This is a genomic window from Marivirga tractuosa (genome assembly GCF_042140215.1).
Classification (GTDB): domain Bacteria; phylum Bacteroidota; class Bacteroidia; order Cytophagales; family Cyclobacteriaceae; genus Marivirga; species Marivirga tractuosa_A.
In genome coordinates this window covers 3,282,530-3,305,685 of the sequence record NZ_CP159478.1, presented here as the reverse complement: position 1 = coordinate 3,305,685, position 23,156 = coordinate 3,282,530, and the positions used below count along the sequence as shown (strand labels likewise).

Below are 23,156 nucleotides of genomic sequence, written 5' to 3'. Positions count from 1 at the left end.
TGATATAAAATCAGGGTTTCAAATAAACAATCCGTCAAGTATTAGTGTGAATGGTTAAAGACTGTCAATCAGTATGGAATAATTGTCTTCACTCCATAAAGGAGGGAGTAGGGGAGCAGAGTTTTAATACTTGGTTTTCCCCTATTGATCCTATTAAGCTTGAAAATAACGTTTTAACGATTCAAGTGCCGAGCCAGTTCTTTTATGAGTGGTTGGAGGAGCATTATGTTCATATTTTGCGGAAAGTCATTCATCAGGAGCTTGGACCTGAAGGCAGATTGGAATACTCGGTTATAGTGGATAAGGGAAATGATAAGTATAAACCTTTTACTATCAATTTACCGAATAATAATAAATCCAATAAGCCTAAAGAACAACCAAGAGAAGAACCCCTAAATCCATTTGCTTTAAATGGTGTTGATTTTAGTCAGCAAAACTCTCAGCTCAATCCTAATTATACTTTCGATACTTTTATTGAAGGAGATTGTAACCGTTTGGCTAGATCAGCTGGATATGCTGTGGCAAAAAAACCAGGTATCACTTCTTTCAACCCATTGATGATTTATGGTGGAGTAGGATTGGGAAAAACCCATCTGGTGCAAGCCATTGGAAATGAAATAAAGGATACTTTAAATGGTAAATTCGTTTTGTATGTTTCTTCCGAGAAATTTACCAATCAGTTTATCGATGCCTTAAGGAATAATAAAATTCAGGATTTTTCCAACTACTACTTACACATTGATGCTTTAATCATTGATGATGTTCAATTTTTAGGAGGTAAGGAGAGAACTCAGGAAATATTCTTCCATATTTTTAACCATTTACATCAGAATGGTAAGCAAATCATCATGACTTCTGACCGCCCGCCTAGGGATTTGAAAGGCTTGGAAGACAGATTACTTTCCCGATTTAAATGGGGGTTAACTGCTGATTTGCAACAACCTGATTTGGAAACCAGAATTGCCATTATCCAAAATAAAATGGAAAGTGATGGTATTCATATTCCAGAAGATGTAATCGAATATTTGGCTTATTCAGTTGACACCAATATCAGGGAATTAGAGGGTGTCTTGATTTCATTAATTGCCCACGCTTCTTTAAATCGAAAGGAAATTGATTTGGAGTTAGCCAAGCAGACTTTGAAAAATATCGTGCATGATATCGAGTCTGAAGTAGGCATCGATTTCATTCAAAAAACAATTGCTGAACACTTCGCAGTGAAAATTGATGATTTGAAAGCGAAAACCAGAAAGAAAGAAATCGTGATTGCTCGTCAGGTTTCCATGTATTTCTGTAAGGAACACACCAATCATTCGTTAAAATCAATAGGCTACCACTTTGGTGGCAGAGACCATTCAACCGTTATCCATGCAGTACAGTCAGTTAATGACATGATGCAAGTGGATAAACGCTTCAGAGAAGAGATGGAAGAGTTGAAGAAAAGGTTTAAAATGAAGAAGGTTTAGCGCCCCCTAGCGCCCAAAGGATCGAATGTACGTTTAAAAATTAACAGCAATTGATATTCGTTTAATCCTACTAGAAAATACCCCTTTTGTTCCTTCAAGGGGATAATATCACAAGTTTTAATGAGAACAATATCACAAATTTCAACATTAAAGTATCAAAAGAATTAACTCGACCACTTCCGAGGAACTCGGAAAAGCGGGAGGGAGGAAAGTTTAGCGGGCCAGCGTTGGCATCGTGCGTGGAAGCCAGCCAGAGGCTGGTCAGCCTCTGGCTGACATTAAACTTTCTTGATTTTTTGTATCTTTTTTATCAAGAAAAAAGATTGGGTTAAAATGAAAGCAAAAAGTACTTTCTTAAGTGCTATTGAGTTCATGATTTTCTCGACTTAAAGGCCAATTTCAAGCCGATTCCTTCCTTTTCAAAAAAACCTCCTTCTTAATTTTCTTATAATGCTTAGTAGCATGTTCGCTGCTCAATATCTTATAAATTTCAGGATGGTCGGGATATTGAATCAGATAATTGCTGAATTCTTCCCAGTGCTCAATAGTATCTTCCTGAGTATAAAAACCAAAACCTTTATAGAATCCTTCTTCTACTAATACAAAAGCAGATTCATTTATATTTCTGCCATCTCCAATTAATAGATAATCACTTTTTTCGGCTATGCAGTGATCTATAAAAGCTTGAATTTTTTCATTGTGCTGAGAGACCGGTTCTTCACCAGCGCAAGCTCCTTCACAAAGATTTAAGCTATAATCAAAACAAGCTCCAGGACTTGATTGTATACCAGCAAACTTTGGACAAATTTTTAGTCTTTTGCTGACCTCATTTAAAAAACTAAAACCAGAAGCATGATTGGGAAAGCGCATCAAACTTTGCATACCATTTTGCTTCCTGCCTAGTTGTAATCTTTTGTAGCCTTGTCTGTCTTCATATAGGTATATGGAATAACCAGGGCTGTTATTCTTCTGGGCTCGGTTATATCGGGGCCAATTCTTTCTGATTTCATGTGATTCATGTAGGAGCGCAATCAATTCATTGCCAGTTAAATAATAATCTACATGATGAATTTGACTTTGAAAAGCTTGTTTGGCTACCTCCAACTTACTCCCACCAAAATGATTACTTACCCGCTTTTTAATGTTTTTGGCTTTACCTACGTAAATGATTTGGCTTTTCTGATTTAGGAAATAATAAACGCCTGGCGATTCAGGCAATGCTTCAAAAACTGTTCTTTCCAGATTTTCAGGTATATTAACAACAGAAGCATTTTTCTTTAATGATTTTTCAATGATTTCATCTCCATCATGCTGAACCAATTGGGTAAAAAGCTCTGCTGTTGCAATGGCATCACCAAAGGCTCGGTGTCTGTCATTGATTTTTATTCCTCTATTTTCACAAATATTTCCTAAGCTGTAGCTTTTTAATCCAGGAAAAATTTTTCTACTCAATCGGACAGTGCAGAGTTTTTTCAATTTCAACTCATATCCCAAATCTTGAAAAGCAGCTTTCACGAAAGAGTAGTCAAAATTTACACTATGCGCTACAAAAATATTCCCTTCTAATAATTCATGAATGGTTTTAGCTTCTTCATAAAATTTAGGAGCTTCTGCCACCATTTGGTCGTTTATACCATGAATAGCTGATAATTGTGGAGGGATATGTCTTTCAGGATTGATTAAAGTTTGATATTCTTTGACCACTTTTTCACCATCATGCAAAATAATAGCGATTTCGCATATTCTGTTTCGGGCTGCATAGCCTCCTGTGGTTTCAATATCAACTATAGCGTACATGAATGGATTTCTAAATGATATTTTCTTTTTCAGTAAAAATAGAACACAAATCAATAGTTTCAGTTCAGTCAGAACAAAAAAACCTTGTAGGTTTAAATAAATCCTACAAGGTTCAATATTAATTTGTCTATTAGAAATCATTCCGTCCAACTCATCGGATATTTCTTATCCATAAAGTCTTTACCTTCTTCTGTAACATAAAGTGGTCTGAAAGTATCTAACATTACAGCGAGTTCTTCAGTTTCTTTTGCCCCTATGCTTTTTTCTACTGTTCCGGGATGTGGTCCGTGAGGAAGTCCACCAGGATGAAGCGTAAATGAACCTCTATCGATTCCTTTTCTGCTCATAAAGTTACCTTCCACATAATACAATACTTCATCAGAATCAATATTACTGTGGTTGTAAGGTGCAGGAATGGCGTCAGGGTGATAATCGAACAACCTTGGCACAAAAGAACAAATCACATAACCTGCTGCCTGAAAAGTTTGGTGTACGGGAGGTGGCTGATGAATTCTACCTGTAATAGGTTCGAAATCATGGATGGATAGGGTATAAGGATATAAAAAACCATCCCAACCTACTAAATCAAAAGGACTGTGATCATATACGTAATTATGGATATAACCACCTTTTTTAATTTTCACATGGTAATCTCCTTTGGTTTCTTCTGTGATCAACTCTTGCGGAGGATGAATATCTCTTTCGCAATAAGGAGAATGCTCTAAAAGTTGACCTAATTCATTCCTATATCGGCTTACCGTTTCAATTGGGCTTGCTGATTCTATTACTAGATATCGAATATCACTTGTATCCCATTCTAATTTATAAATCGTGGTTCTTGGTATCACTACATAATCTCCTGCTTGGATTTTTAGTTTTCCAAATTGGGAATACATATAGCCACTGCCATCATGAATGAACAATAACTCATCTGCTTCAGCATTTTTATAATAATAATCCATGCTTTGGCGGCTAGGCATACATAGCGCCATGGAAACATCATCATTCATCAATAATACTTTTCGGCTGTCTAAAAAATCACTGCCTGTATTTTTAACGCCAGAAGTATTTAAGTGTATTTGCTGAAGTGTTAAATCTTTATCAGGCTTAGTTCCATAAGCCACAGACTTTCTAATCTCTTTTACTCGTGTTGGAGGATTGATGTGATATAGATTTGAGTAAATACCTGAAAATCCCAAAGAACTCACCAATTCTTCTGCATACAAACTTCCATCTGGTTGCCTGAATTGAGTGTGTCTTTTAGGTGGAACGTTTCCTTTTCTTACGTAAAATGCCATAATATTATAAGTTCTAAAAAATTATTTCTTAGCCAAAGATTCAGCTCTATCAAAAAGTTTAAGTGCTTCTAGGAAGACTTCATTCTGCTGATTAAAGATAGGGTAGAAGCCTTCATTATTCCAAATGTTTCTGGCAATGTAAGCCTTGCTGTAGAGTTTTATCAACTCTTTGGATTTATTAAATCCTTCCTCATTAAATTCAACATTATTAGTTTTAGCTAAGCTGGTTAATTCATTTAACATTTTGTCGGTTACTTGAAAGTTCTTAATGAATCCTTCCATGCCCATATTTTCCAACATTTTTTGATTTTTCTCATAATAGGAGAAAGTGTATTGTCTTAAGGTATTGCTCAAAAACAGTCTATTTAGATAAGTTGAAGTTTGAGTAGTATCTAGTGGAACAAAATAGTCGGGCATAATTCCACCTCCACCATATACTATTCTTCCATCAGAAGTGGTGTATTTTAATGAATCATCAAATTGAATACTGTCCGCAACAAAATATTCACCGTGCTCATAGCGATAGCTCATCTCATCTCTGTATTCATCAGGGTTTTCACCAAATGGTTTTTGAATTGATCTTCCTGAAGGTGTATAATATCTTGAGATGGTTAATCTCAATTCAGAACCATCTTTTAATGGAACTGGCATTTGAACTAAGCCTTTGCCAAATGATCTTCTACCAACAATCAAACCTCTGTCATTATCTTGAATGGCACCGGAAACAATTTCAGAAGCAGATGCACTTCCTTCGTTTATTAAAACAATCAAAGGGTTATCTTCAAATTCCCCTTCTTTTATAGCCCTGGCTTCAGAATTGTATCTTTTTTCTTTGCCCTCTGTATAAACTATCATGGCATTATCTTTTAAAAATTCATCTGCCATACTGATAGCTTTATCCATATAACCGCCTGGATTGTCCTGTAAATCCAATATCAATTTCTTCAAGCCTTGATTTTCTAATTTATTTAAGGCTTCCATAAATTCATTATAAGTAGTGGCAGAAAAACGGCTTACTTTAATATATCCGATTTCATCATCTACCATATAACTCACATCCACAGAAAATTGAGGGATTTTATCTCGAATGATTTTATATTCCACAGGCTCAGCTAATCCCGATCTCATAATTTTTAATTTTACCTCACTGCCTTTTTCACCTCTTAAATTCTCATGGACTTGTCTGTTGGTTAAACCGGTCCCTGCTATGTTTTTACCATCTACGGCTATAATTTTATCTCCTGATTGTAATCCTGCACTTTCTGACGGTTCATCCACTAAGTGGCGCAACTACATAAAGCGTGTCATTAAAAATATTGAATTCAATACCAATTCCTTCAAAATTACCTTTTAGATCGGCCGAAACCATTTCCAAGTCTTTTGCTGGAATGTAGGAAGTATGTGGATCAAGTTCTTTTACTATTCCTTCAATCGCACTATTCACCAATTTGTCAGTGTCCACTTCTTCAACATAGTTTTGATCAACTTGTAAAAGAATCTCTTTAATTCTTGTAATTCCCTCTAAAACAGTATCTTTATTGGAAGAAGGATTTGCCATAGTGGCACCAATCAATATGCCTGCAGCCAAAGTCGAGAATATGATGATGGGCAGTTTGATTTGAAATGAACTATTTTTGTTATTATTCACGTTTAGAGATTTTTATTTTAACAAATAACGCAACAATTTAACAAATCGTTGGATTGAAAAGCTTTAAAATTCAATTACCTTTGTAAAATACCTAAATTAGTTAATGTGGAATACTCTCAAAAGAAAATAAAGGAATTAGTTGCAGAAAATTACGTTTTTGCATCCGTTCTCTATTATTTAGGTATTGAATACTATGAATATGCAGAAGATTCACTTGAAAAAGTATGTTCTAAAAAAGGAGTTGATTTAAATTATGTGGTTTCAGAATTAGAGAAAATAAATCAAAATGAGGAAATTGAGAACATTAGATTGTTGTCTTTTCCAATAGATTTAGTCATTACATATCTAAAACACGCTCACTTTATTTTTATTAAAAAGGATTTACCCTTTCTAGTAAAATTGGTAAATAAATTGAATAGCATATCTCCTCATATAGCATCTGTGGAAAAAGAGATTAAAGATGTTTTCCCATTATTTGTGGAAGATTTCGTACATCATATTTATGAAGAAGAAGATACGCTTTTTGAATATATTTCTCAGCTCAAGGCTATTGAGGATAAAAAGAAGAATCCATCTGCATTTTTTTATAAGTACCCCAACTTCAATATGCAGAAATTCGCTATTGATCATGAAGTGCATGATGATGAAATGAAAGGCATTCGATTTTTGATGGATCAATATCCTGTAAGTCAGGATTCCCCATTAAATGTAAAAGTACTTTTTTCAGAATTAGAAAGGTTTGAAGAAAAACTTAAAGTTCATGCCAAAATTGAGAATGAAGTGCTATTTCCAAAAGCCTTAATGTTGGAAAAATCAGTTAGAAAGAAATTCGATTCGCTAATTCGACTAAATTAAAAATGCCCAGAATTTTAGCAATAGATTATGGTACTAAAAGGGTAGGTTTAGCAGTAACAGACCCCATGAAAATCATTGCCTCACCATTAGAAATGGTTCATTCCAAAGATTTAATTCAGTATTTAACCAATTATTTCATAAAAGAAGAAGTAGAAACTGTGGTTTGTGGTTATCCTACCAACGAAGAAGGAGAAGCTACGGATGCTACTCGTCATGTAGATGCATTTATTAACCTCTTTAAGAAGAAATTCCCAACAATGCCCTTACATTTGCAAGATGAAAGCTTCAGTTCGCAAGAAGCTATGCAAGCGATGATTCATTCTGGCTCCAACAGGAAACAAAGGAATAAGAAATCAGGTAATATAGATAAAATTAGTGCGGCAATTATTTTACAACAATTTTTAGAAGAAAATTAAATTATGATATATCCTATAGTAGCTTATGGGCATCCAGTTCTCAAAACAAAAGGAAAAGATATTGAGAAGGGTGAGATGGATGTAAAAACATTGGTGGATGATATGTTTGAAACCATGTATAATGCAAATGGAGTTGGCTTAGCTGCTCCTCAAATTGGAAAGAATTTAAGACTATTTGTGATTGATACTGACCCAATTGATGAGGAGGAAGATCAGCCTAAAGTAAAGCAGGCTTTTATCAATCCTCAGATTTTGGATGAAGAGGGAGAAGAGTGGGCTTTTGAAGAAGGTTGTTTGAGTATTCCAAATATTCGAGAAGATGTAAACCGTAAACCCAATATCAGAATTAAGTATTTTGATGAAAATTGGGAGGAGCACGAAGAAGAATATGATGGTTTTGTAGCAAGAGTTATCCAACATGAATATGATCATATTGAAGGAATACTTTTTACAGATCATGTTTCGGCTTTTAAAAAACGAATTTTAAAAGGTAAATTAGCTAATATCAGTAAGGGAAAAGTCTCAGCAGACTATAAAATGTTGTTTCCTTTAAAGAAATAAAGTATGTAAGGTCAGCTTGAAATTAGCTGTTATTTTGTATAAACTTATTTTTATATTTGAATAAAGTACTAGAACTGATTTCATTTACAATATTGGCAAACTTATTGCAATCAAAATCATTCAACATATTAATTATCATTATGAATCAATTATCAAAAATATTAGTCTTGGGTATTGTAATGGGATTTTGCATTTCCATAGCATCAGCTCAAGAGAAAAAGGCTGCTGAATTTATTGAAAATGGCATCGATAAATTTGAGGAGAAGGAATATATGGAAGCTATTGTGAGCTTTAATGAGGCTATTAAATTAGATCCAAAAGCACATCAGGCTTATTATATGAGAGGTAATATCAAGCAAAAATTTGCAGATGTTCATGGTGCAATGAAAGATTATAATAAAGCGATTGAGTCAAAATCAGATTTTTCAGAGGCGTATTTTGAAAGAGGAAATATTAAGTACTTGTTACAGGATTATTATGGAGCAATCAATGATTACTCTAAAACCATTGAGCTTAACGAAAATAATCTAGATGCTTATTATAAAAGAGGTCAAGCAAAGCAGCAGTTGGAAGCTTATCAAGATGCCATAAATGACTGTACTAAGATAATTGAAAAAGACAGTGATAATGTTGACGCCTACTATTTAAGAGGTGTTTTAAGAATTGAATATGGTCAACTTTCTGAAGGTTGCCTTGACTTAAGTAAAGCTGGAGAACTAGGAGATTTGAAAGCTTATGAAATGATTCGTGAAAGATGTAATGATATTAAGTGCTATCCTTCTGAATTTGAAAATTAGCCAATATAAAAATCAAATAAATGAAAGCCTGCAAAATTAATATTTTGCAGGCTTTTTGTTTTTAAAGCTTTGTCTTCACTTTCTTCCATTCTTTAATTTGCCAGTAAATTTTTCCAGTGCTTAGATGGTTTTTACTTTTATCGTACAATTTTATCTCGCAAGGAATCACCACAGCATCTTCTTTTTCTAAAGGTTTTTCAACCTCATTTTTCACCCAACTATCATCAATTGAAAATTCTGCAAATGCATCCATCTTTGCCTGGAAATGATAATCCATTTCCAGTTTTTGCATGATAATGCGATATTTTTTTACATCTAGCTTGTATAAAATCATCAAGCCAGTAGTGTATTCTGAAATGGTAGCCATAGCACAGGCATGAATTCCTTTAATATGATTCAAATTCCTCTTCTTATAAGGTAGTTTTGTTTTGATTTTATCTTGAGAAATCTCCGTGATTTTAAAGCCATGAGGCTTGTTGAAAGGAATCATTCTGTTCAATCCTTGATTAAGAAGCCATAAATAAAATCCTGAATGCTGTGCCTTGTTAATAATGGATGATAAGTTCATGAAATTGATTGTTTATCAGATTGAATTGAATTTGAGCGTGATTTTTTTAAAATTTTGTTCATTTAATACAGCAATCTCGTTGAAATAGACCTATTTTTCAACTGATGATTAAAATTTATTATGCATGCTGAGTTTTTGGGAGAGAGAAAGTTTATCTAAATATGATTATATAATTGTTGGTGGAGGAATTGTTGGGTGTTCTACAGCCTACCATTTGAAAAAGAAAAAACCTAAAGCCGAGATTGCTATTATTGAAAGAGGAATATTTCCTAGTGGAGCAAGTTCAAAGAATGCTGGTTTTGCTTGTTTTGGAAGCCTGACGGAATTAGTTGATGACAGAAAGGGACTTAGTAATGATGAGCAATTGGCTTTAGTAGAGAAAAGATGGAAAGGATTATTAGCTCTTCGGAATATATTAGGAGAAAAGAATATTGGCTTTGAGGAGAATGGAGGCTTTGAAGTTATAAGAAAAGCGGAACTTCCTGCTTTAGAATATTTAGATCATTATAATCAACTACTCAGAAGTATTTTTAATCATGATGTTTACAGCTTAAAACCGAAATTGATCAATGAATTTGGTTTCAATAAAAATGATATCGAAACCATCATTTCTAATCCCTTTGAAGGCCAGATTGATACTGGTAAAATGATTAAAAGCTGGTGGTCTTTATGTAGTGAGATGGGCATTAAAATCATTACAGGCTGTGAATTGGTTGAATTTGAAGAAGATCATGATGATGTGAAATTAATTTGTCAATTGGGTAATCAATCTTTTCAATTAAAAGCAAATAATATTGCCATTTGCACTAATGCTTTTGCAGAAAAATGGTTTAATAATGAAGATATCAATCCTGGAAGAGGAATGGTGTTAGTTACTCATCCTGTTGAAAAATTAAAATTTAAAGGTGTTTTTCATTATGATGAAGGCTATTTTTATTTCAGAAATGTGGGGGAAAGAGTGTTGATTGGAGGGGGAAGAAATTTGGATAAATCTACTGAAGATACCACTGAATTTGGGATTAACCCTAAAATTAAATCGGCTATCTTACATGATTTGAAGGAATTGATTTTACCTAATCAAGAATTTTCAATTGATATGGAATGGTCGGGAATCATGGCATTTGGTAAAACCAAATCACCAATCATCAAAAAAGTATCTGATAAAATCGCTATTGGAGTAAGGCTAGGAGGGATGGGTGTTGCTATTGGCACACAAGTAGGACAGGAATTACACGAATTGCTTGCTGACTGATAACTTATTTTTATTATATTTCGAATTCATTTAAAATTATTATTTTGATTTAACATACATGACGGACAAGAAGCTCAAGCCAAGCTTACTACAAGCACTGATTCCAATAATATTTTTAATCTCTCTTTTAAGTTTAAATGTTTACTTTTTCGGTGATGGTACTTTAGACGGTTCCAACCAGATAGCTTTGATATTATCAGCTGGAATAGCTGCAATCATTGCCTTAAAGGTTGGCTTTAAATCTAACCACTATGCTTGATGGCATAGTAAGTAGCATTAGTTCGGCAATGTCTTCTATTTTAATTTTGTTATTGATCGGGTCATTAGCAGGTACATGGTTGCTAAGCGGTATAGTACCAGCCATGATTTACTATGGTTTAAATATATTAAATCCTACCATCTTCCTTTTTGCAGCTTGTGTGGTGAGCGCTATCGTATCAGTGGCTACAGGTAGCTCATGGAGTACTATTGCAACATTAGGTTTGGCGTTATTAGGTATTGGTCAAACTTTGGGAATGAGTGAAGGTGTTGTTGCCGGTGCCATTATTTCAGGAGCTTATTTTGGAGATAAAATGTCTCCATTGAGTGATACTACCAATCTTGCACCTGCTATGGCTGGAACAGATTTGTTTACTCATATTAAATATATGGCCTACACCACCGTGCCATCCATTGTTATTGCTTTGATTATATTCTTGGTCTTAGGTTTTATGAATAGCTCCGAAACTGATATTGAGCAAGTAGGCTTAGTGCAAGCGGCCATTCAGGATAAATTCAATATTAATTTATGGCTATTTTTAGTCCCTGCAGCAGTAATATTTATGATCGTAAAAAAGATCTCTGCAATTCCAGCTCTTTTGATTGGCTCATTATTAGGGGGTGCATTTGCCATTATCTTTCAGCCTCAAGTAATTGAAATTATTGCTGGTGGAACTGGAAACTTCTTCGAGCAGTCTTATAAGGCTGTTATGGTATCTATGTATGGAGATATAAGTATTACCACTAATAATGAGATGGTTAATGAATTACTTTCCACTGGCGGAATGGCAGGTATGTTAAATACCATTTGGCTGATTGTATGTGCGATGGTTTTTGGAGGAGTAATGGAATCCACCAATATGTTAAGAGTGATTACTGCATCGATTATTAAATTGGCAAACTCAACTGGCTCATTAGTAGCCTCTACAGCTGGAACTTGTGTTTTCTTTAATGTGACTGCTTCTGATCAATATTTGGCGATTGTAGTGCCAGGAAGAATGTTTGCTGAGACTTACAGAGAGCGTGGATTAAAGCCGGAAGTATTGAGTAGGACATTAGAGGATTCAGGTACGGTTACCAGTGTTCTGATTCCGTGGAATACTTGTGGTGCTACTCAATCATCAGTTTTAGGAGTATCTACTTGGACATATGCGCCTTATGCATTTTTCAATATCATAAGTCCATTTATGACCATATTATTCGCATATCTTAATATTAAAATTAGAAGATTTACTGATAAATGAATTTTGTAAAGGAGATTTCGAAAGAAGAAATCAATGATCTACCCCTTTGGAAATTTGAGGGAGAAATTACATTGGTGGAAAAAGATAAAGATTGGGAAGAGGTAATACCTAAGCTGTGGAGAGCGGAAATTTTGGGATTTGATACTGAAGCAAAACCCGTTTTTAAAAAAGGGCATTATAATCCGGTTTCACTTATTCAATTGGCAACTGAAGACGAAGTTTTTCTCATTCGAAATTTAATGTGTGGTTTTCATGGTGAATTAGTGAGAATATTTGAGGATCCTTCTATTATTAAAACGGGAGCTGCTATCCATGATGATTTAAAAGATCTACAAAAACTCAGAAAATTCAGACCATCCGGCTTTGAGGATATTGGTTCCATTGCAAGGGAAAATGGAATGCTTCAAAGCGGGGCCAAAAATCTGACGGCAATATTTTTGGAAAAAAGAATCTCAAAAGCGCAGCAAACTTCTAATTGGGAAAAATCAGAGCTTACTCAGGCACAAATTGATTATGCCGCTACAGATGCCTATCTCGGTTTAAAGGTTTATGAAGTTTTTGAGCGGATAGGGTGGGTTTGATGATTCCAGAATTGATGAACTGAAACATATTGGTTTTAAAATCCTTTAAATTGTAAGAATTCTTTATAAATTAAAATTGTTAAATTGGATTATGGATATACAAAGCAGAAAACTTCAATTTATTCAAGGGATACTTACCATCAATGATGAAAAAATTATTGAAAAACTAGAATCTGTTCTTAAAGATGAGCAACAAAAAATCGATCCTGTCTTAAAAGAAAAACTAACATCTAGAGCAGTAAAGGCTAATGAAGACATAAAATCTGGAAAGGTTTATAATAGAGAGGAGGCAGAAAAGGAATTAAGGAATAGAATGGGTATATGAAGTTAATTTATTCCGACCAATCCCTTTTAAGTCTTGAAGAATCATTAGATTTTGCTATTGAACAATTAGAAATCCCTACTGAAAAAGTTTCAGAATTAATTCAGAACTTATTCAATCGTGCAGATAGCTTAGGTTTAAATCCCTACAAAGGTCAAAAGGAGAATGATTTAGAACATCTTCAAGAGAATCATAGATGATTGATTGAGCGCAATTTTAAGATAATTTATAAAATTGAAAACGATAGCGTTTATATCACAGATTTTTTCTATTCCAGACAAGACCCTCACAAGATGAAGGGATAGATTTTTATTTGTTAACATTACCATCAATATTATATCACTTTAAATCAATTACATTTATCTTAATTTTTACGATTAGTTAAAGCCTTTTCAATATTTTCTAATCCTTCAACAAATAAGGTCATCTGTCCAATAATTTGAGACATTCTATCTGAATCCCCTAGACCTTTTATTTTATTGTTTTTCACAAAGGTCTCTTTTATTATATTCCATCTTTTAGCTTTATCTTCATCCAAATCGTCCATTAATTCTCCTAGTTTTAATAGGTTGGCTTCCGCATCAGAAGTTAAGGTTTGAGATTCGTTTTGATAGTGATCTATCAATAATTGATATACCTCTTTATCTTCTAAAATAGGAACTACCTGACTCATAAGTTTATTCATATCTCTATATGAACCTTGTAATTTAAAAGGAGGCTCTACTCTATAATCATCACTCATTGCTGCAGAACTGATGTATTGAGCATTTACTTTTAATACTACATCTCTGATATACATGACCTTTTCCAATACCTTCAAACAATCTTGCACCTCTTGAGGAGAAAGATTGCCCTCCATATCGGGTATGTTTTGTTCATCGTTTTCAATGTGCTTAACCAACTTATACAAATTTTCCAGACCATATTGCGTAATGGATTTTAAATAAGTATTTGATGTAAGACCATTTTCTATTAAACTTAACCTAAATAAGTCTGCACGATTGGTTGCCGTATCACCTAGATTATAAATATCAGCTCTATTGGATAACATATCAGGAATCTGAAATTTATCTCCACTTTCTGTATATGGATTTCCAGCCATCACTACACAGAAACGCTTACCTCTAAAATCATAGGTTTTTGATTCTCCATTAAATACTCCCTCAATTTTACGTTGTCCATCTGCTAATGAAATAAATTTTTGTAAAAATTCAGGATTACAATGCTGAATATCATCTAAATAGAGCATGACATTATCGCTCATTTCAAATGCTAGATTTAGTTTTTGCAGCTCTTGTCTGGTAGCAGCATTTCGCGCCTCTCCAGGATCAACAGATGTGATTTCATGCCCAATTGATGGGCCATTAATTTTCATAAATATCAATCCTAAGCGATCTGCTACATATTCCATTAAGGTGGTTTTACCGTAACCAGGAGGAGAAATTAACAATAGCATACCAGATCGGTCGGTACGCTTATCATTTCCGTAAGCCCCCATTTGCTTGGCAAAATTGGCGCCTATCAAAGGAAAATATACCTGATTGATCAATTTATTTCTTACAAAAGAGGTCAATACCTGAGTTTGGAATTCATGCAATCTTAAGGCTTTTCTTTTTTGTTCAACTAATTCATGTTTAAGCTTTTGCAATTCCATATACCGAGGTTTTACCTCCTGTACAAACTGGGTTAACCTATTTACAAATTCATGATAATCGAAATGATAGGATTTTGTGGATTTATCATTATCCTGCTCATTATGACTAATTAAAGCTTTTAAATTATCTATTTTTTCTACACCAGAGATAGTCTGTACCTGTTTACTATCGGCCGAATCTGTCATTATAAATCCTGCAACCTCATTGATTGTACCCTCAGAACTTTCATATTTACTGTTTTCAATAAAGGAAATAACCCATTGCTTACATAGATGCCAATTTTCTGCCGGGTGGTCATTTAGCTGGTTTTGCGCATCCTTAAAATTTAGGTCAGCATTTTTAGATTTGAGTTCTTTTTTAAATGCTTTTAATATATCGAAAGCGGCTTTATCCATTACAAAACCATCAGTAATCTGTTCCTCTGCTAAATATATTGCAGCCTGACGGGTATTAACTGTTTGAAACAGATGATTCTCTTCCGTGAAATTTTGAATAGCAGCAGTGAGGCTTTCTATTAAATGAGTATGCTCTTTTGGATTTGGGAATGCTTGTTTTAATAAATTAACTAGCACAAATTGTTTTTTGAAATAAGCTTTTTTATCTGGATGAGTAAAATGCCAAAATAACTGAGCTAAAATCCTAATATTAGGGGAAAAACGTAATAATCCTAAATCATTGTGTTTTTTCAATAGGGTTTTGAGAATATAGAGTGCGTCATGGTCGTGAACCCCTTTTACATAACCTTCTCCATAATTTGCTGCTGTGTATTGATTAATTTCTTCTTTTAATTCTAAATCAGTATATTTTTTTTGCTGATTAAGTCTATTGAACATTTCCCATGCTAAATATTCCGTTCTATTAACTTTTTTGTTTTCTGAGGGCAGTTCCTGTTCCCATACATCCTTTAAGTCATGGATTTTTGTAGCATCTATTGGTTCGTAATAAGAAGTGCCTGTTAAGTGATAAAAATATTTTTTTTCTTTTATTACCAGAGCCAAATCTAGTTTTTGATTATTGGTTGAAAATCGATATTCTCCTAATTTAATGATATTATCACCATCTTCGAATAGCTCTTTTTTGTCTTTTAGAGCTCTTAAGGCTTCTTGCTGCAATACTTGAAGTTGATTCAATAAATCTTCTGATTTTGCTGAGTCACCTAATTTCTCCAATTGTTCAGCCACATCACGGACTTTATCAATCATCAAATCAGAAGCGAAATAACCATTGATTTCGACATCAGTTTCAAAGCTTGCAGCTCGTGATTTAATGCCTTTTAAAACTCGTTCTGCTGATCCAAATAAAGAATTTGTTTTTTTATTCCGCGCTTCAGTTAGGTTAACTTTCTTTGATTCAAAAGCAGCGTAAATTGATTCTCTTTTTATACTAATTTTCTCAGTAAACTCATCAAAATCTACAAATCTGCTTTCCAATTCTTCTAACTGAATGGATAATTTAGTTAAGTATTCATCACATTTTTGAGGGTCAGTTGCTAAATCTAAATAGTTTACAATTGATTGCTCAAAAAGGGTCATTTGGGCTTGGAAATCTGCTCTGGCCTCACGCTCACCCAATTGTCTACGCTTATTGTTTAGAGCAACTCTTTGCTGATTAAGCTGTGCGAATATTAATGAGATGTTTTCTATAATTTGGGTAGAATGAGCGGTGTCTTCTACTTTAAGGTTGTTGACAATATCAATTAGTAATTCTAATTGAAGTGAGAGCTCATCAAACTCTTTTTCCAATTCTTTTGCATCAATTACTTTAGTGAGTTTTTCAACAGACTCCACTAAGGAGTTCATTTGTTTTTGGTAGTACTCAAGTGCATTGTCTTTTAATAGAAATTGCACACATGCCTCCGAAAGTTCATCAGCTCTCTCAGCTATCTGATTTTCCATTTGCTCTACCAGCTCCAAATCAATATAGCGTAAATTTTTTAAGCCAATAATCTCGCCTCTTATGCTTCTCATTTGCGAAAGCAAGGAGACATATTGTTCTAGCGTTTCATAATTGGCACTTCGGGTATCAAATAATATTTTTTCTACCTTAACTTTTGTTTCTTCTAGTGTGTTATTGGTTTTTTTACGGATCTCTACTACTTTTTCAAATTCATCAATAGCAGAAACAGCAATTTTTTTGACCGCTTTTATAGGTTGGTTTAAACCTTCGGGTGAGTCGTTTTTTAACCAGAAGTAGCCGTCTAATATGCCCTGACTTCTTTTTTCAATGTCTTCATAGAGCCCATTATAACTGTCTTCTTTACTTAATAAAACTAAAAGCTCTTGTATTTCAGCCATGGCATTTACAATCTGCATATTTCCTATTTTGTAAAGTTCATGGTCTTTAAACTCATCATTTGGAATTAATTCTTTGGTATAAGGTGTTTGCCAAATTTGGATTAGATGAGTTTTACTTGGGTCTTTTTCAGTATTGAAGTAACACATTTCCCCATTTGCAAAAAGAGTGTAGCCATTACAGAATATCGGAGTCTTAACGGTTTGTTCGATTACATTATAGGAGAGAATTACGAAATCATGGTTTTTCTCTTCATAAAAGACGAATAGGTAATCCTCGCCATTTGGAGATTGAATTTTTCTTAAAAATTTCACCCCTTCTATTCGCCTATCAAATATTTTATTTTCACCGGTTTGTAGATAATAGCCGTTAGACAAGATTATACCTTGCTCATCTGGCAACAATATTCCTGCGTCTTTTAGCGTATCTACCCTAACTACTTTTTTAACCCGGTAGTTAAAAATGAAATAGCGATTACTTTCTAGATAAGGCTTTATTTTAAGTAATACTAAATTGCCTAAATCACAATAGGATACTTCAGCATCATCTAATGATTGATCTCTTTGCTCAACATCCTCACTATAAATTCCTTCCCCATCATCTGTATTATCTTCAATTTTAATTGTCAAATTACCATTTACTGTTTCAACAAAAACTTTATCGGCAATAGAAATATGCGGGTTTTTACCTGTTCTTTGCATGTCTCTAGTGGCTTTAGTCCACTCAAACTCATGCTGCGCTGGGAATTCTACTTCAGCGGCACTGCGTGAATCTACAAAGGTTAATTTCTCATCTTCTATAAGCCATTTAAATGCCTTGATATCGGTAGGGCTTTCAGATAATTGAAAGACCAAATACAGAAAACTTCCTTTTTTAAAAAAGCGTGAAAATTGGGTGTTTCTATAGAATTTATAAAGGTTCTGAAGTTCTTCTGAAAAAGTATCGTCCTTTAATATATCTGAGGAAATAGGATGAAATTCATCGTTTTCAAATTTGAATACGCTAAATACATCATCAATTTCAAGAATTGATTTAAGACCTAATCTAACATTATATCCAAATAGGCAAATATCGCCAATAGAGATAATATCTCTTGCCAGACAATTATGTTCAGTTTTGATACGAACATTTGATAGAAGTTTGAATTCGACAGCCCCAAATATATTTTGGCGTTCTTTATTTAGTTTTTGAAGCTTGTCAACGAGATTTTCACGTTGCTCTTGTAGTCGGTTTTGAATAATCTCGTAGGTACCTCTTTCAATATTATTATCCATAATCGGTTTATTCCCTTATCCTAAATGGTGATTTTTTTTGGCAATTGTTGGTATTCAAAGTTAGCTACTGGCTGTTTTTTAAAGCCAGTAGCTAAAGCTGAATGTTTTTTTATAGGGATGGCCTATAAATATTATGTTTTTGGGTAATTAACTTATTGTAGTTTTTTTTGATCTAAACCCATTCCACTAACAAACTTACTTATGTTCGACAAGAAGCTTTTATCTTCATCAGTAGCTTTCATTTGCACTCGGGCAATTAAAGCTGCAATAGATAGATTTTTTATATCTTCTGCTGTAACTCCATATTTGAAAGCCATATTTTTAATCTTCTCGATCAAATCAGTTTGCTCACCGTTTTCACCGTTTCCACCAAAAATAGAATCTTTGAAGCTCGTAAGTGTATTTGAGTTTTCTACTAATTTATCAATTCCCTTTCCGTTAGAAACTTGCTTGATAAGATTGTCAAAGAAAGTATTATCACCACCGACAATATCAATTTTCGCAGTTTTAAATGCTTCAGATAGTACTTGAGCTTGTGCATTAGCAATATCTTTTTGTATGCCAATGTCTGCAAGTTGTACTTCTTTCTCTTTATTGAGTTTCAGTCTAAATTCTTCATGTTCTTTACCAGCATCATTCAATTTTTTCATTGCTTCAGCTTTTTCATGAATTCCTTTTGCTTCAGCAACTGCTTTTTCTTGGATTACACTAGCTTCTGCTAGTCCTTGTTTCCTTTTTGCTTCTGCGAGTTTCTCGACTACTATTGCATCCACGGTACCTTGTCTCTCGTTGGCGTCAGCTTTTGCATGCATAACTTGTGCTTCGGACATTCCAATAGTAGCTTCTTCTTTGGCTTTTGCATCTGCAATTATCTTTCTTGCTTCTGCTTCCATATCAGCAGCATCCTTCTTAGCGCCCGCTTCAATGAGTACTTTTTGGGCATCAAACTTAGCAGCTTGCTCTCTTGATTCTGCAGCTTTTACATCCTCAATTAAGTGTTGCTCTGCTTCTTTATCAGCATTAATAATTGCAACTTCTTTTAATCTATTCGCTTCTTTTAAAGCAACAACATCTTTGATTTTTTCTTGTTCTTCAACAACCGTTTTCTCCATCACCACTCGCTCGCGGATGGCATCTTGAATATTTCTTTTTTCAAGCTCCACTGCTTTTTCTTTCTCAATTTGAGCTAGTGAGACAATTCTTTCTCTTTCAGTAGCCTCAATATCACGATCTTTTTGAACTCTTTCAGTTTCGACTGCTTCTGCTCTCTCCTTATTTTTAGCAGCAATAATTACCTGACGAAGCTTGTTTTCATTTTGTATTTCAAGTTGTTCTTCTGTTCTGATTCTAACTTCTTCAGATTTAAGCCTTTCCTGAGAGCTTACAGTATCAATTTCTGCTTGCTCACGAGCAATAATTGTTTCAATTTCCCTTCTTTGCGATTCTTCTTTTTCTTTCTGTTGCTTTTCAAGTTCTAAAATAGCTTCCCGAGCTTCAACATCTTGTTTTTTGATGGTTTTCTCTTCATCTCTACGGATCAAATTAGATTTAACCTTTTGAGCAGCAGTTAATTCCGTAATTTTTTTGATGCCCTCAGCATCTAAGATATTGTCAGCATCAAGGTTTACTACATTAGTCTGTTCTAAATAATCAATGGCACAATCATCTAAAACATAGCCATTTAAATCTGTACCTATAATGTCAATGATTTCATTTCTAAATTCTCTCCTAGCTTCATATAGTTCTATGAATTCAAACTTCTTACCCACACTTTTCAGTGCCTCAGAGAATTTAGCTTCAAAAAGGCTTTCTAATGTTTCATGATCAGAAGCTCTTTCACAGCCTATGGTTTGCGCAACATTCACTATGTCTTGCACAGATTTATTGACTCTTACAAAGAAAGCTACTTTAATATCTGCTCGCATATTGTCCTTGCAGATCAACCCGTCTTTCATCATTCTGGATATTTCCAGTTTTTTGACAGATATGTCCATGATTTCTTCTTTATGCAGAATAGGGATTACCATACCTGCATTAAAGAAAATTTTGACACCTCCTTGTCCAGTACGAACTAAAACACGCCCCTGGCTAACTTTTTTGTACATTGAGATGAGCCAGATTCCTAGCCCAAATAAAACAACGATGCCTATTGTGGCAACTACGTAAAATGATTCAATCATAAGATTTGAGTTTAAATTATTATGGATATTTCTGTGCAAGAAAGTACTTCTTGTCTGGTGATTCTTCTATTATAATTACTGTTTCATTAAATGGAACTTGTTCTTCATCAATGGATTTAGCATAAACTTTTATCACATCGCCATTTACCTGTATTTCTAATTGCCCAATTTTATCGAATCCTATTGGAGCGAGTACTTTTCCTGTTTTGCCAATAAAATCAATGGCTACTTCTCCTTTATGGTTAAATTGGGCATATAGCTTAACAAAGGGCTTAGCAACTACTTTTGTAATGAGCATACTTACAATTAAGCCAGGTATATATAGAAGAAATCCAAATATATTATCTTCTATACCTAGTATAGCCGTGATGTTTACATTAATTAACCACATACAGAATACTACAATGGTAATAATGAACATTATCGGCAATTCACCTATATAAAAAAACGATAAAAAAGAGTTCCAGAATCCAGGACTTTCTATTTCACCGGCATCTATTGCTCCTGTATTTGTATCAACATCAACATTTGGGCTTGAGAAATCTAAATCGAAGCCCGTGAAAATTATCAAAAGCCAATAAAGTACCATCAATGCAGCTAACAGAGTTAAAATGAAGTTAGCAGGTGCAAAAGCTATATTTATTAAGTTTTCCATAGTTTACAATTAAAAATATTTTTTTCAGTTGTGTTTTAATTTCGTACTCGCTTTTTGAGTCTAGTTGCTCATTCTGAAAAATTATATCCCTAATTGCTTTTTCATTTGCGCTAATTCATCTTCCACTGAAATATTTTCAATGGCTTTGTTCATTTTCTCTTCATTGGTTTCACTGGCTTCAGCTATTTCACCATAAGCTTGTGACAATGCCTCATCTTGCATTACTTTGCTCTTCATTCTTTCTAACATTGAAACTACGCTATGGCTATCCATATTAGTCATTTGCTTATTGATTTTCTGAGTAGCACTGCTTACTTTAACTCTTGCTTTCAGAGTGTTTAGCTCATTTTCCCATTGGTTGATACCTGATTTTATGCTATTCACATTTTTTTCTAAGGTTGCTACTTGCTTCTCTAGGTTAGCCACTTCATCTTTCATTAAAAGAATTTCTTTAGCCAATTGTGCTTTTCTTATTAGGTTTTCTTTCACAAAACTGTCTGCTTTTTCACTTTCAATTTCACCTAGCTGGGCTTTTTTCAACAAAAGCACAGATTTGTTCTTTAGATCTTCCTCTGCACTTTTAGATTGGTTGAGCTCTCTCGATCTTGTTATATGCATTGCTTTAACTTCTGCTAAAGAACGCATGGCGGCATCTTGATTTTCACGCATATCACGTAAGCCTTGCTCAACCATTTTTATAGGGTCTTCTAATTTATCTATTGCTGAATTGGTTTCAGCTTGTCCGATTTTAAATAATCTACTTAGTACATTCATAATTGAAATTTAGTTTTTTGAAAATGAAACAAGTTCATTGGAGTACTCTGATAATAATAGTCCCAATGAATTAATTGTGCTTTCTAATTCTTTAAGGTCTAAAGTTTCCACTTGTAAGGTGTTTCTAAAAATCACTTTTTCGCCTTTTTCATCTAATACAAAAGCACCGTGCACAATGTCTCGATTTTTAATAAGTAATTGCTTGTATATATTGCCCTCGTCTTTTATTTCAAATAGGTATTGCTCAATAATTACAATTGGTGATGCCACACCAATCACCATGTTTTTTACCCCTAATTCTTCGTTCTCCACTACTAATAAGCTATCCAATTCATTTTCATGTAGAATTACAGACTCAAGCTCCAAAACTAACTTTTTAACTTTCTTGAAATTGGGATCCATTTACGGTTCATTTTATTTTTTAAATTGATATGACGGCTAAATCATAGCACAATATCCATGAAAATATTTATATTTGCAAATAGTATTTGCATTATGTGATAATATTATTTGCAAAGTATTGTTATTTAAATTGTTAGAATATGTCAAAATATGGTGAGAATATAAAAAAAATACGTAGTGTAAGAGGATTAACTCAATCTCAATTGGCAGATGTAATTGATGTTAGCAGAGGAGTGATTAGTTCATATGAAGAGGGGAGGGCTGAACCGAAAATAGAGACCATTATAAAAACAGCCGAAGTTTTTCAGGTAACTATTGATACTTTACTAAAGAAAAATATAACAGTTAATCAACTAAGTGGATTTGTTTTACCTGATATCTTGACTGATCATAAACTAAGAGAGTCGCTTAATGAAAATAAAGAATTCGCTAATTTTTTTCCTAATGGATTGATAATTTTAGAAGCATCTAAATTGAATGAAAATGCTTATTGTAATAGCAATGAATTGATATTTGGGGTAAATGAAGATCCCATAAAGAATAAGCTATTTGTTATAGAATTATATTATGAATCAATAATTGGTAAAATTACCCAACTAACGGATGAATTTATTTTCTTTAATAGAACTAAGATCCTTTTAAAGGATATCAAAAGATATATTAAAGTGATCGGCATTTACCAACCTTATAAAGCTGTTTCACCTTTAGAAAATAGATTGTCAACATTGGAAAAAAGACTCAAAAAATTAGAGGATATAATTGAAAATGATTGAATGACAATATTCAGATAGCCTATCGATTTTATTATGAAATTGTAGCAAAGCCATTTTTATAGGTATTTCCAGTGTTTTTCCAACAATT

20 protein-coding genes and 1 pseudogene are annotated in these 23,156 nt (G+C 33.7%); 11 read left to right on the top strand and 10 right to left on the bottom strand.

Annotated elements, in window-relative coordinates; all coding sequences use genetic code 11:
* The first annotated feature begins 50 nt into the window (after positions 1-50).
* A complete protein-coding gene (gene dnaA / locus ABWH96_RS14890; protein WP_375578311.1) occupies positions 51-1,466 on the top strand; it encodes a chromosomal replication initiator protein DnaA in 1,416 nt (471 codons plus the stop codon).
* Between the two features lie 399 nt (positions 1,467-1,865).
* Here the strand turns inward: dnaA and ABWH96_RS14885 are convergent, their stop codons facing one another.
* The 4 genes from ABWH96_RS14885 to ABWH96_RS14870 form a co-directional block, all read right to left on the bottom strand.
* Positions 1,866-3,263, bottom strand: coding sequence for an exonuclease domain-containing protein (locus ABWH96_RS14885; RefSeq protein WP_375578310.1), 1,398 nt, complete (start codon positions 3,261-3,263; stop codon positions 1,866-1,868).
* Between the two features lie 137 nt (positions 3,264-3,400).
* A complete protein-coding gene (locus ABWH96_RS14880) occupies positions 3,401-4,561 on the bottom strand; it encodes a homogentisate 1,2-dioxygenase (RefSeq protein WP_375578309.1) in 1,161 nt (386 codons plus the stop codon).
* Between the two features lie 21 nt (positions 4,562-4,582).
* Positions 4,583-5,839, bottom strand: a complete 1,257-nt coding sequence (locus ABWH96_RS14875) for a S41 family peptidase (protein ID WP_375578308.1) — start codon at positions 5,837-5,839, stop codon at positions 4,583-4,585.
* Positions 5,832-6,209: a S41 family peptidase gene (locus ABWH96_RS14870; RefSeq protein ID WP_375578307.1), complete on the bottom strand. Its 378-nt coding sequence runs from the start codon at positions 6,207-6,209 to the stop codon at positions 5,832-5,834. The genes ABWH96_RS14875 and ABWH96_RS14870 overlap by 8 nt, the downstream gene beginning before the upstream one ends.
* 105 nt (positions 6,210-6,314) lie before the next feature.
* Between ABWH96_RS14870 and ABWH96_RS14865 the strand changes: the two genes are divergently transcribed.
* The 4 genes from ABWH96_RS14865 to ABWH96_RS14850 all read left to right on the top strand — a co-directional run bounded on the left by ABWH96_RS14865 (position 6,315) and on the right by ABWH96_RS14850 (position 8,838).
* Positions 6,315-7,064, top strand: coding sequence for an iron-sulfur cluster repair di-iron protein (locus ABWH96_RS14865; RefSeq protein ID WP_375578306.1), 750 nt, complete (start codon positions 6,315-6,317; stop codon positions 7,062-7,064).
* Positions 7,065-7,066: 2 nt separating this feature from the next.
* On the top strand, positions 7,067-7,480 hold the full coding sequence (gene ruvX, locus ABWH96_RS14860; protein WP_375578305.1) for a Holliday junction resolvase RuvX: 414 nt from the start codon (positions 7,067-7,069) through the stop codon (positions 7,478-7,480).
* Between the two features lie 3 nt (positions 7,481-7,483).
* Positions 7,484-8,041 (top strand): peptide deformylase, encoded by a 558-nt coding sequence (gene def, locus ABWH96_RS14855; protein WP_375578304.1) that lies wholly within the window; start codon positions 7,484-7,486, stop codon positions 8,039-8,041.
* Between the two features lie 140 nt (positions 8,042-8,181).
* The gene (locus tag ABWH96_RS14850; RefSeq protein WP_375578303.1) at positions 8,182-8,838 is read left to right on the top strand and encodes a tetratricopeptide repeat protein; all 657 of its coding nucleotides are present in this window, start codon (positions 8,182-8,184) and stop codon (positions 8,836-8,838) included.
* 61 nt (positions 8,839-8,899) lie between these two features.
* On the opposite strand, the gene ABWH96_RS14845 is transcribed toward ABWH96_RS14850, so the two are convergent.
* A complete protein-coding gene (locus ABWH96_RS14845) occupies positions 8,900-9,406 on the bottom strand; it encodes a DUF4442 domain-containing protein (RefSeq protein WP_375578302.1) in 507 nt (168 codons plus the stop codon).
* A gap of 124 nt (positions 9,407-9,530) precedes the next feature.
* On the opposite strand from ABWH96_RS14845, the gene ABWH96_RS14840 reads away from it, so the two are divergent.
* The 5 genes and pseudogenes from ABWH96_RS14840 (at position 9,531) to ABWH96_RS14820 (ending at position 13,263) form a co-directional block, all read left to right on the top strand.
* Positions 9,531-10,658 (top strand): NAD(P)/FAD-dependent oxidoreductase, encoded by a 1,128-nt coding sequence (locus ABWH96_RS14840; protein WP_375578301.1) that lies wholly within the window; start codon positions 9,531-9,533, stop codon positions 10,656-10,658.
* A 58-nt stretch (positions 10,659-10,716) separates the two neighbouring features.
* A pseudogene (gene nhaC / locus ABWH96_RS14835) lies at positions 10,717-12,160 on the top strand (Na+/H+ antiporter NhaC).
* Positions 12,157-12,741 carry a 3'-5' exonuclease gene (locus ABWH96_RS14830; protein WP_375578300.1) on the top strand — a complete coding sequence of 195 codons (585 nt, stop codon included), beginning with the start codon at positions 12,157-12,159 and terminating at the stop codon, positions 12,739-12,741. Before nhaC ends, ABWH96_RS14830 begins: the two are co-directional and overlap by 4 nt.
* A gap of 91 nt (positions 12,742-12,832) precedes the next feature.
* Positions 12,833-13,066: a hypothetical protein gene (locus ABWH96_RS14825; protein ID WP_375578299.1), complete on the top strand. Its 234-nt coding sequence runs from the start codon at positions 12,833-12,835 to the stop codon at positions 13,064-13,066.
* Entirely contained in the window at positions 13,063-13,263 is a 201-nt protein-coding gene (locus ABWH96_RS14820) for a hypothetical protein (protein ID WP_375578298.1), read from the top strand. Before ABWH96_RS14825 ends, ABWH96_RS14820 begins: the two co-directional genes overlap by 4 nt.
* A gap of 164 nt (positions 13,264-13,427) precedes the next feature.
* On the opposite strand, the gene ABWH96_RS14815 is transcribed toward ABWH96_RS14820, so the two are convergent.
* The 5 genes from ABWH96_RS14815 to ABWH96_RS14795 all read right to left on the bottom strand — a co-directional run bounded on the left by ABWH96_RS14815 (position 13,428) and on the right by ABWH96_RS14795 (position 22,295).
* The gene (locus tag ABWH96_RS14815) at positions 13,428-18,284 is read right to left on the bottom strand and encodes a DNA repair ATPase (protein WP_375578297.1); all 4,857 of its coding nucleotides are present in this window, start codon (positions 18,282-18,284) and stop codon (positions 13,428-13,430) included.
* 152 nt (positions 18,285-18,436) lie between these two features.
* Complete coding sequence (locus ABWH96_RS14810) at positions 18,437-20,464, bottom strand: flotillin family protein (RefSeq protein WP_375578296.1); 2,028 nt, start codon at positions 20,462-20,464, stop codon at positions 18,437-18,439.
* 19 nt (positions 20,465-20,483) lie between these two features.
* Entirely contained in the window at positions 20,484-21,119 is a 636-nt protein-coding gene (locus ABWH96_RS14805; RefSeq protein WP_375578295.1) for a hypothetical protein, read from the bottom strand.
* A gap of 81 nt (positions 21,120-21,200) precedes the next feature.
* A complete protein-coding gene (locus tag ABWH96_RS14800) occupies positions 21,201-21,893 on the bottom strand; it encodes a PspA/IM30 family protein (RefSeq protein WP_375578294.1) in 693 nt (230 codons plus the stop codon).
* Between the two features lie 9 nt (positions 21,894-21,902).
* Positions 21,903-22,295 (bottom strand): molecular chaperone Tir, encoded by a 393-nt coding sequence (locus ABWH96_RS14795; RefSeq protein WP_375578293.1) that lies wholly within the window; start codon positions 22,293-22,295, stop codon positions 21,903-21,905.
* Between the two features lie 140 nt (positions 22,296-22,435).
* Between ABWH96_RS14795 and ABWH96_RS14790 the strand changes: the two genes are divergently transcribed.
* Entirely contained in the window at positions 22,436-23,068 is a 633-nt protein-coding gene (locus tag ABWH96_RS14790) for a helix-turn-helix domain-containing protein (RefSeq protein WP_375578292.1), read from the top strand.
* Positions 23,069-23,156: the final 88 nt, after the last annotated feature.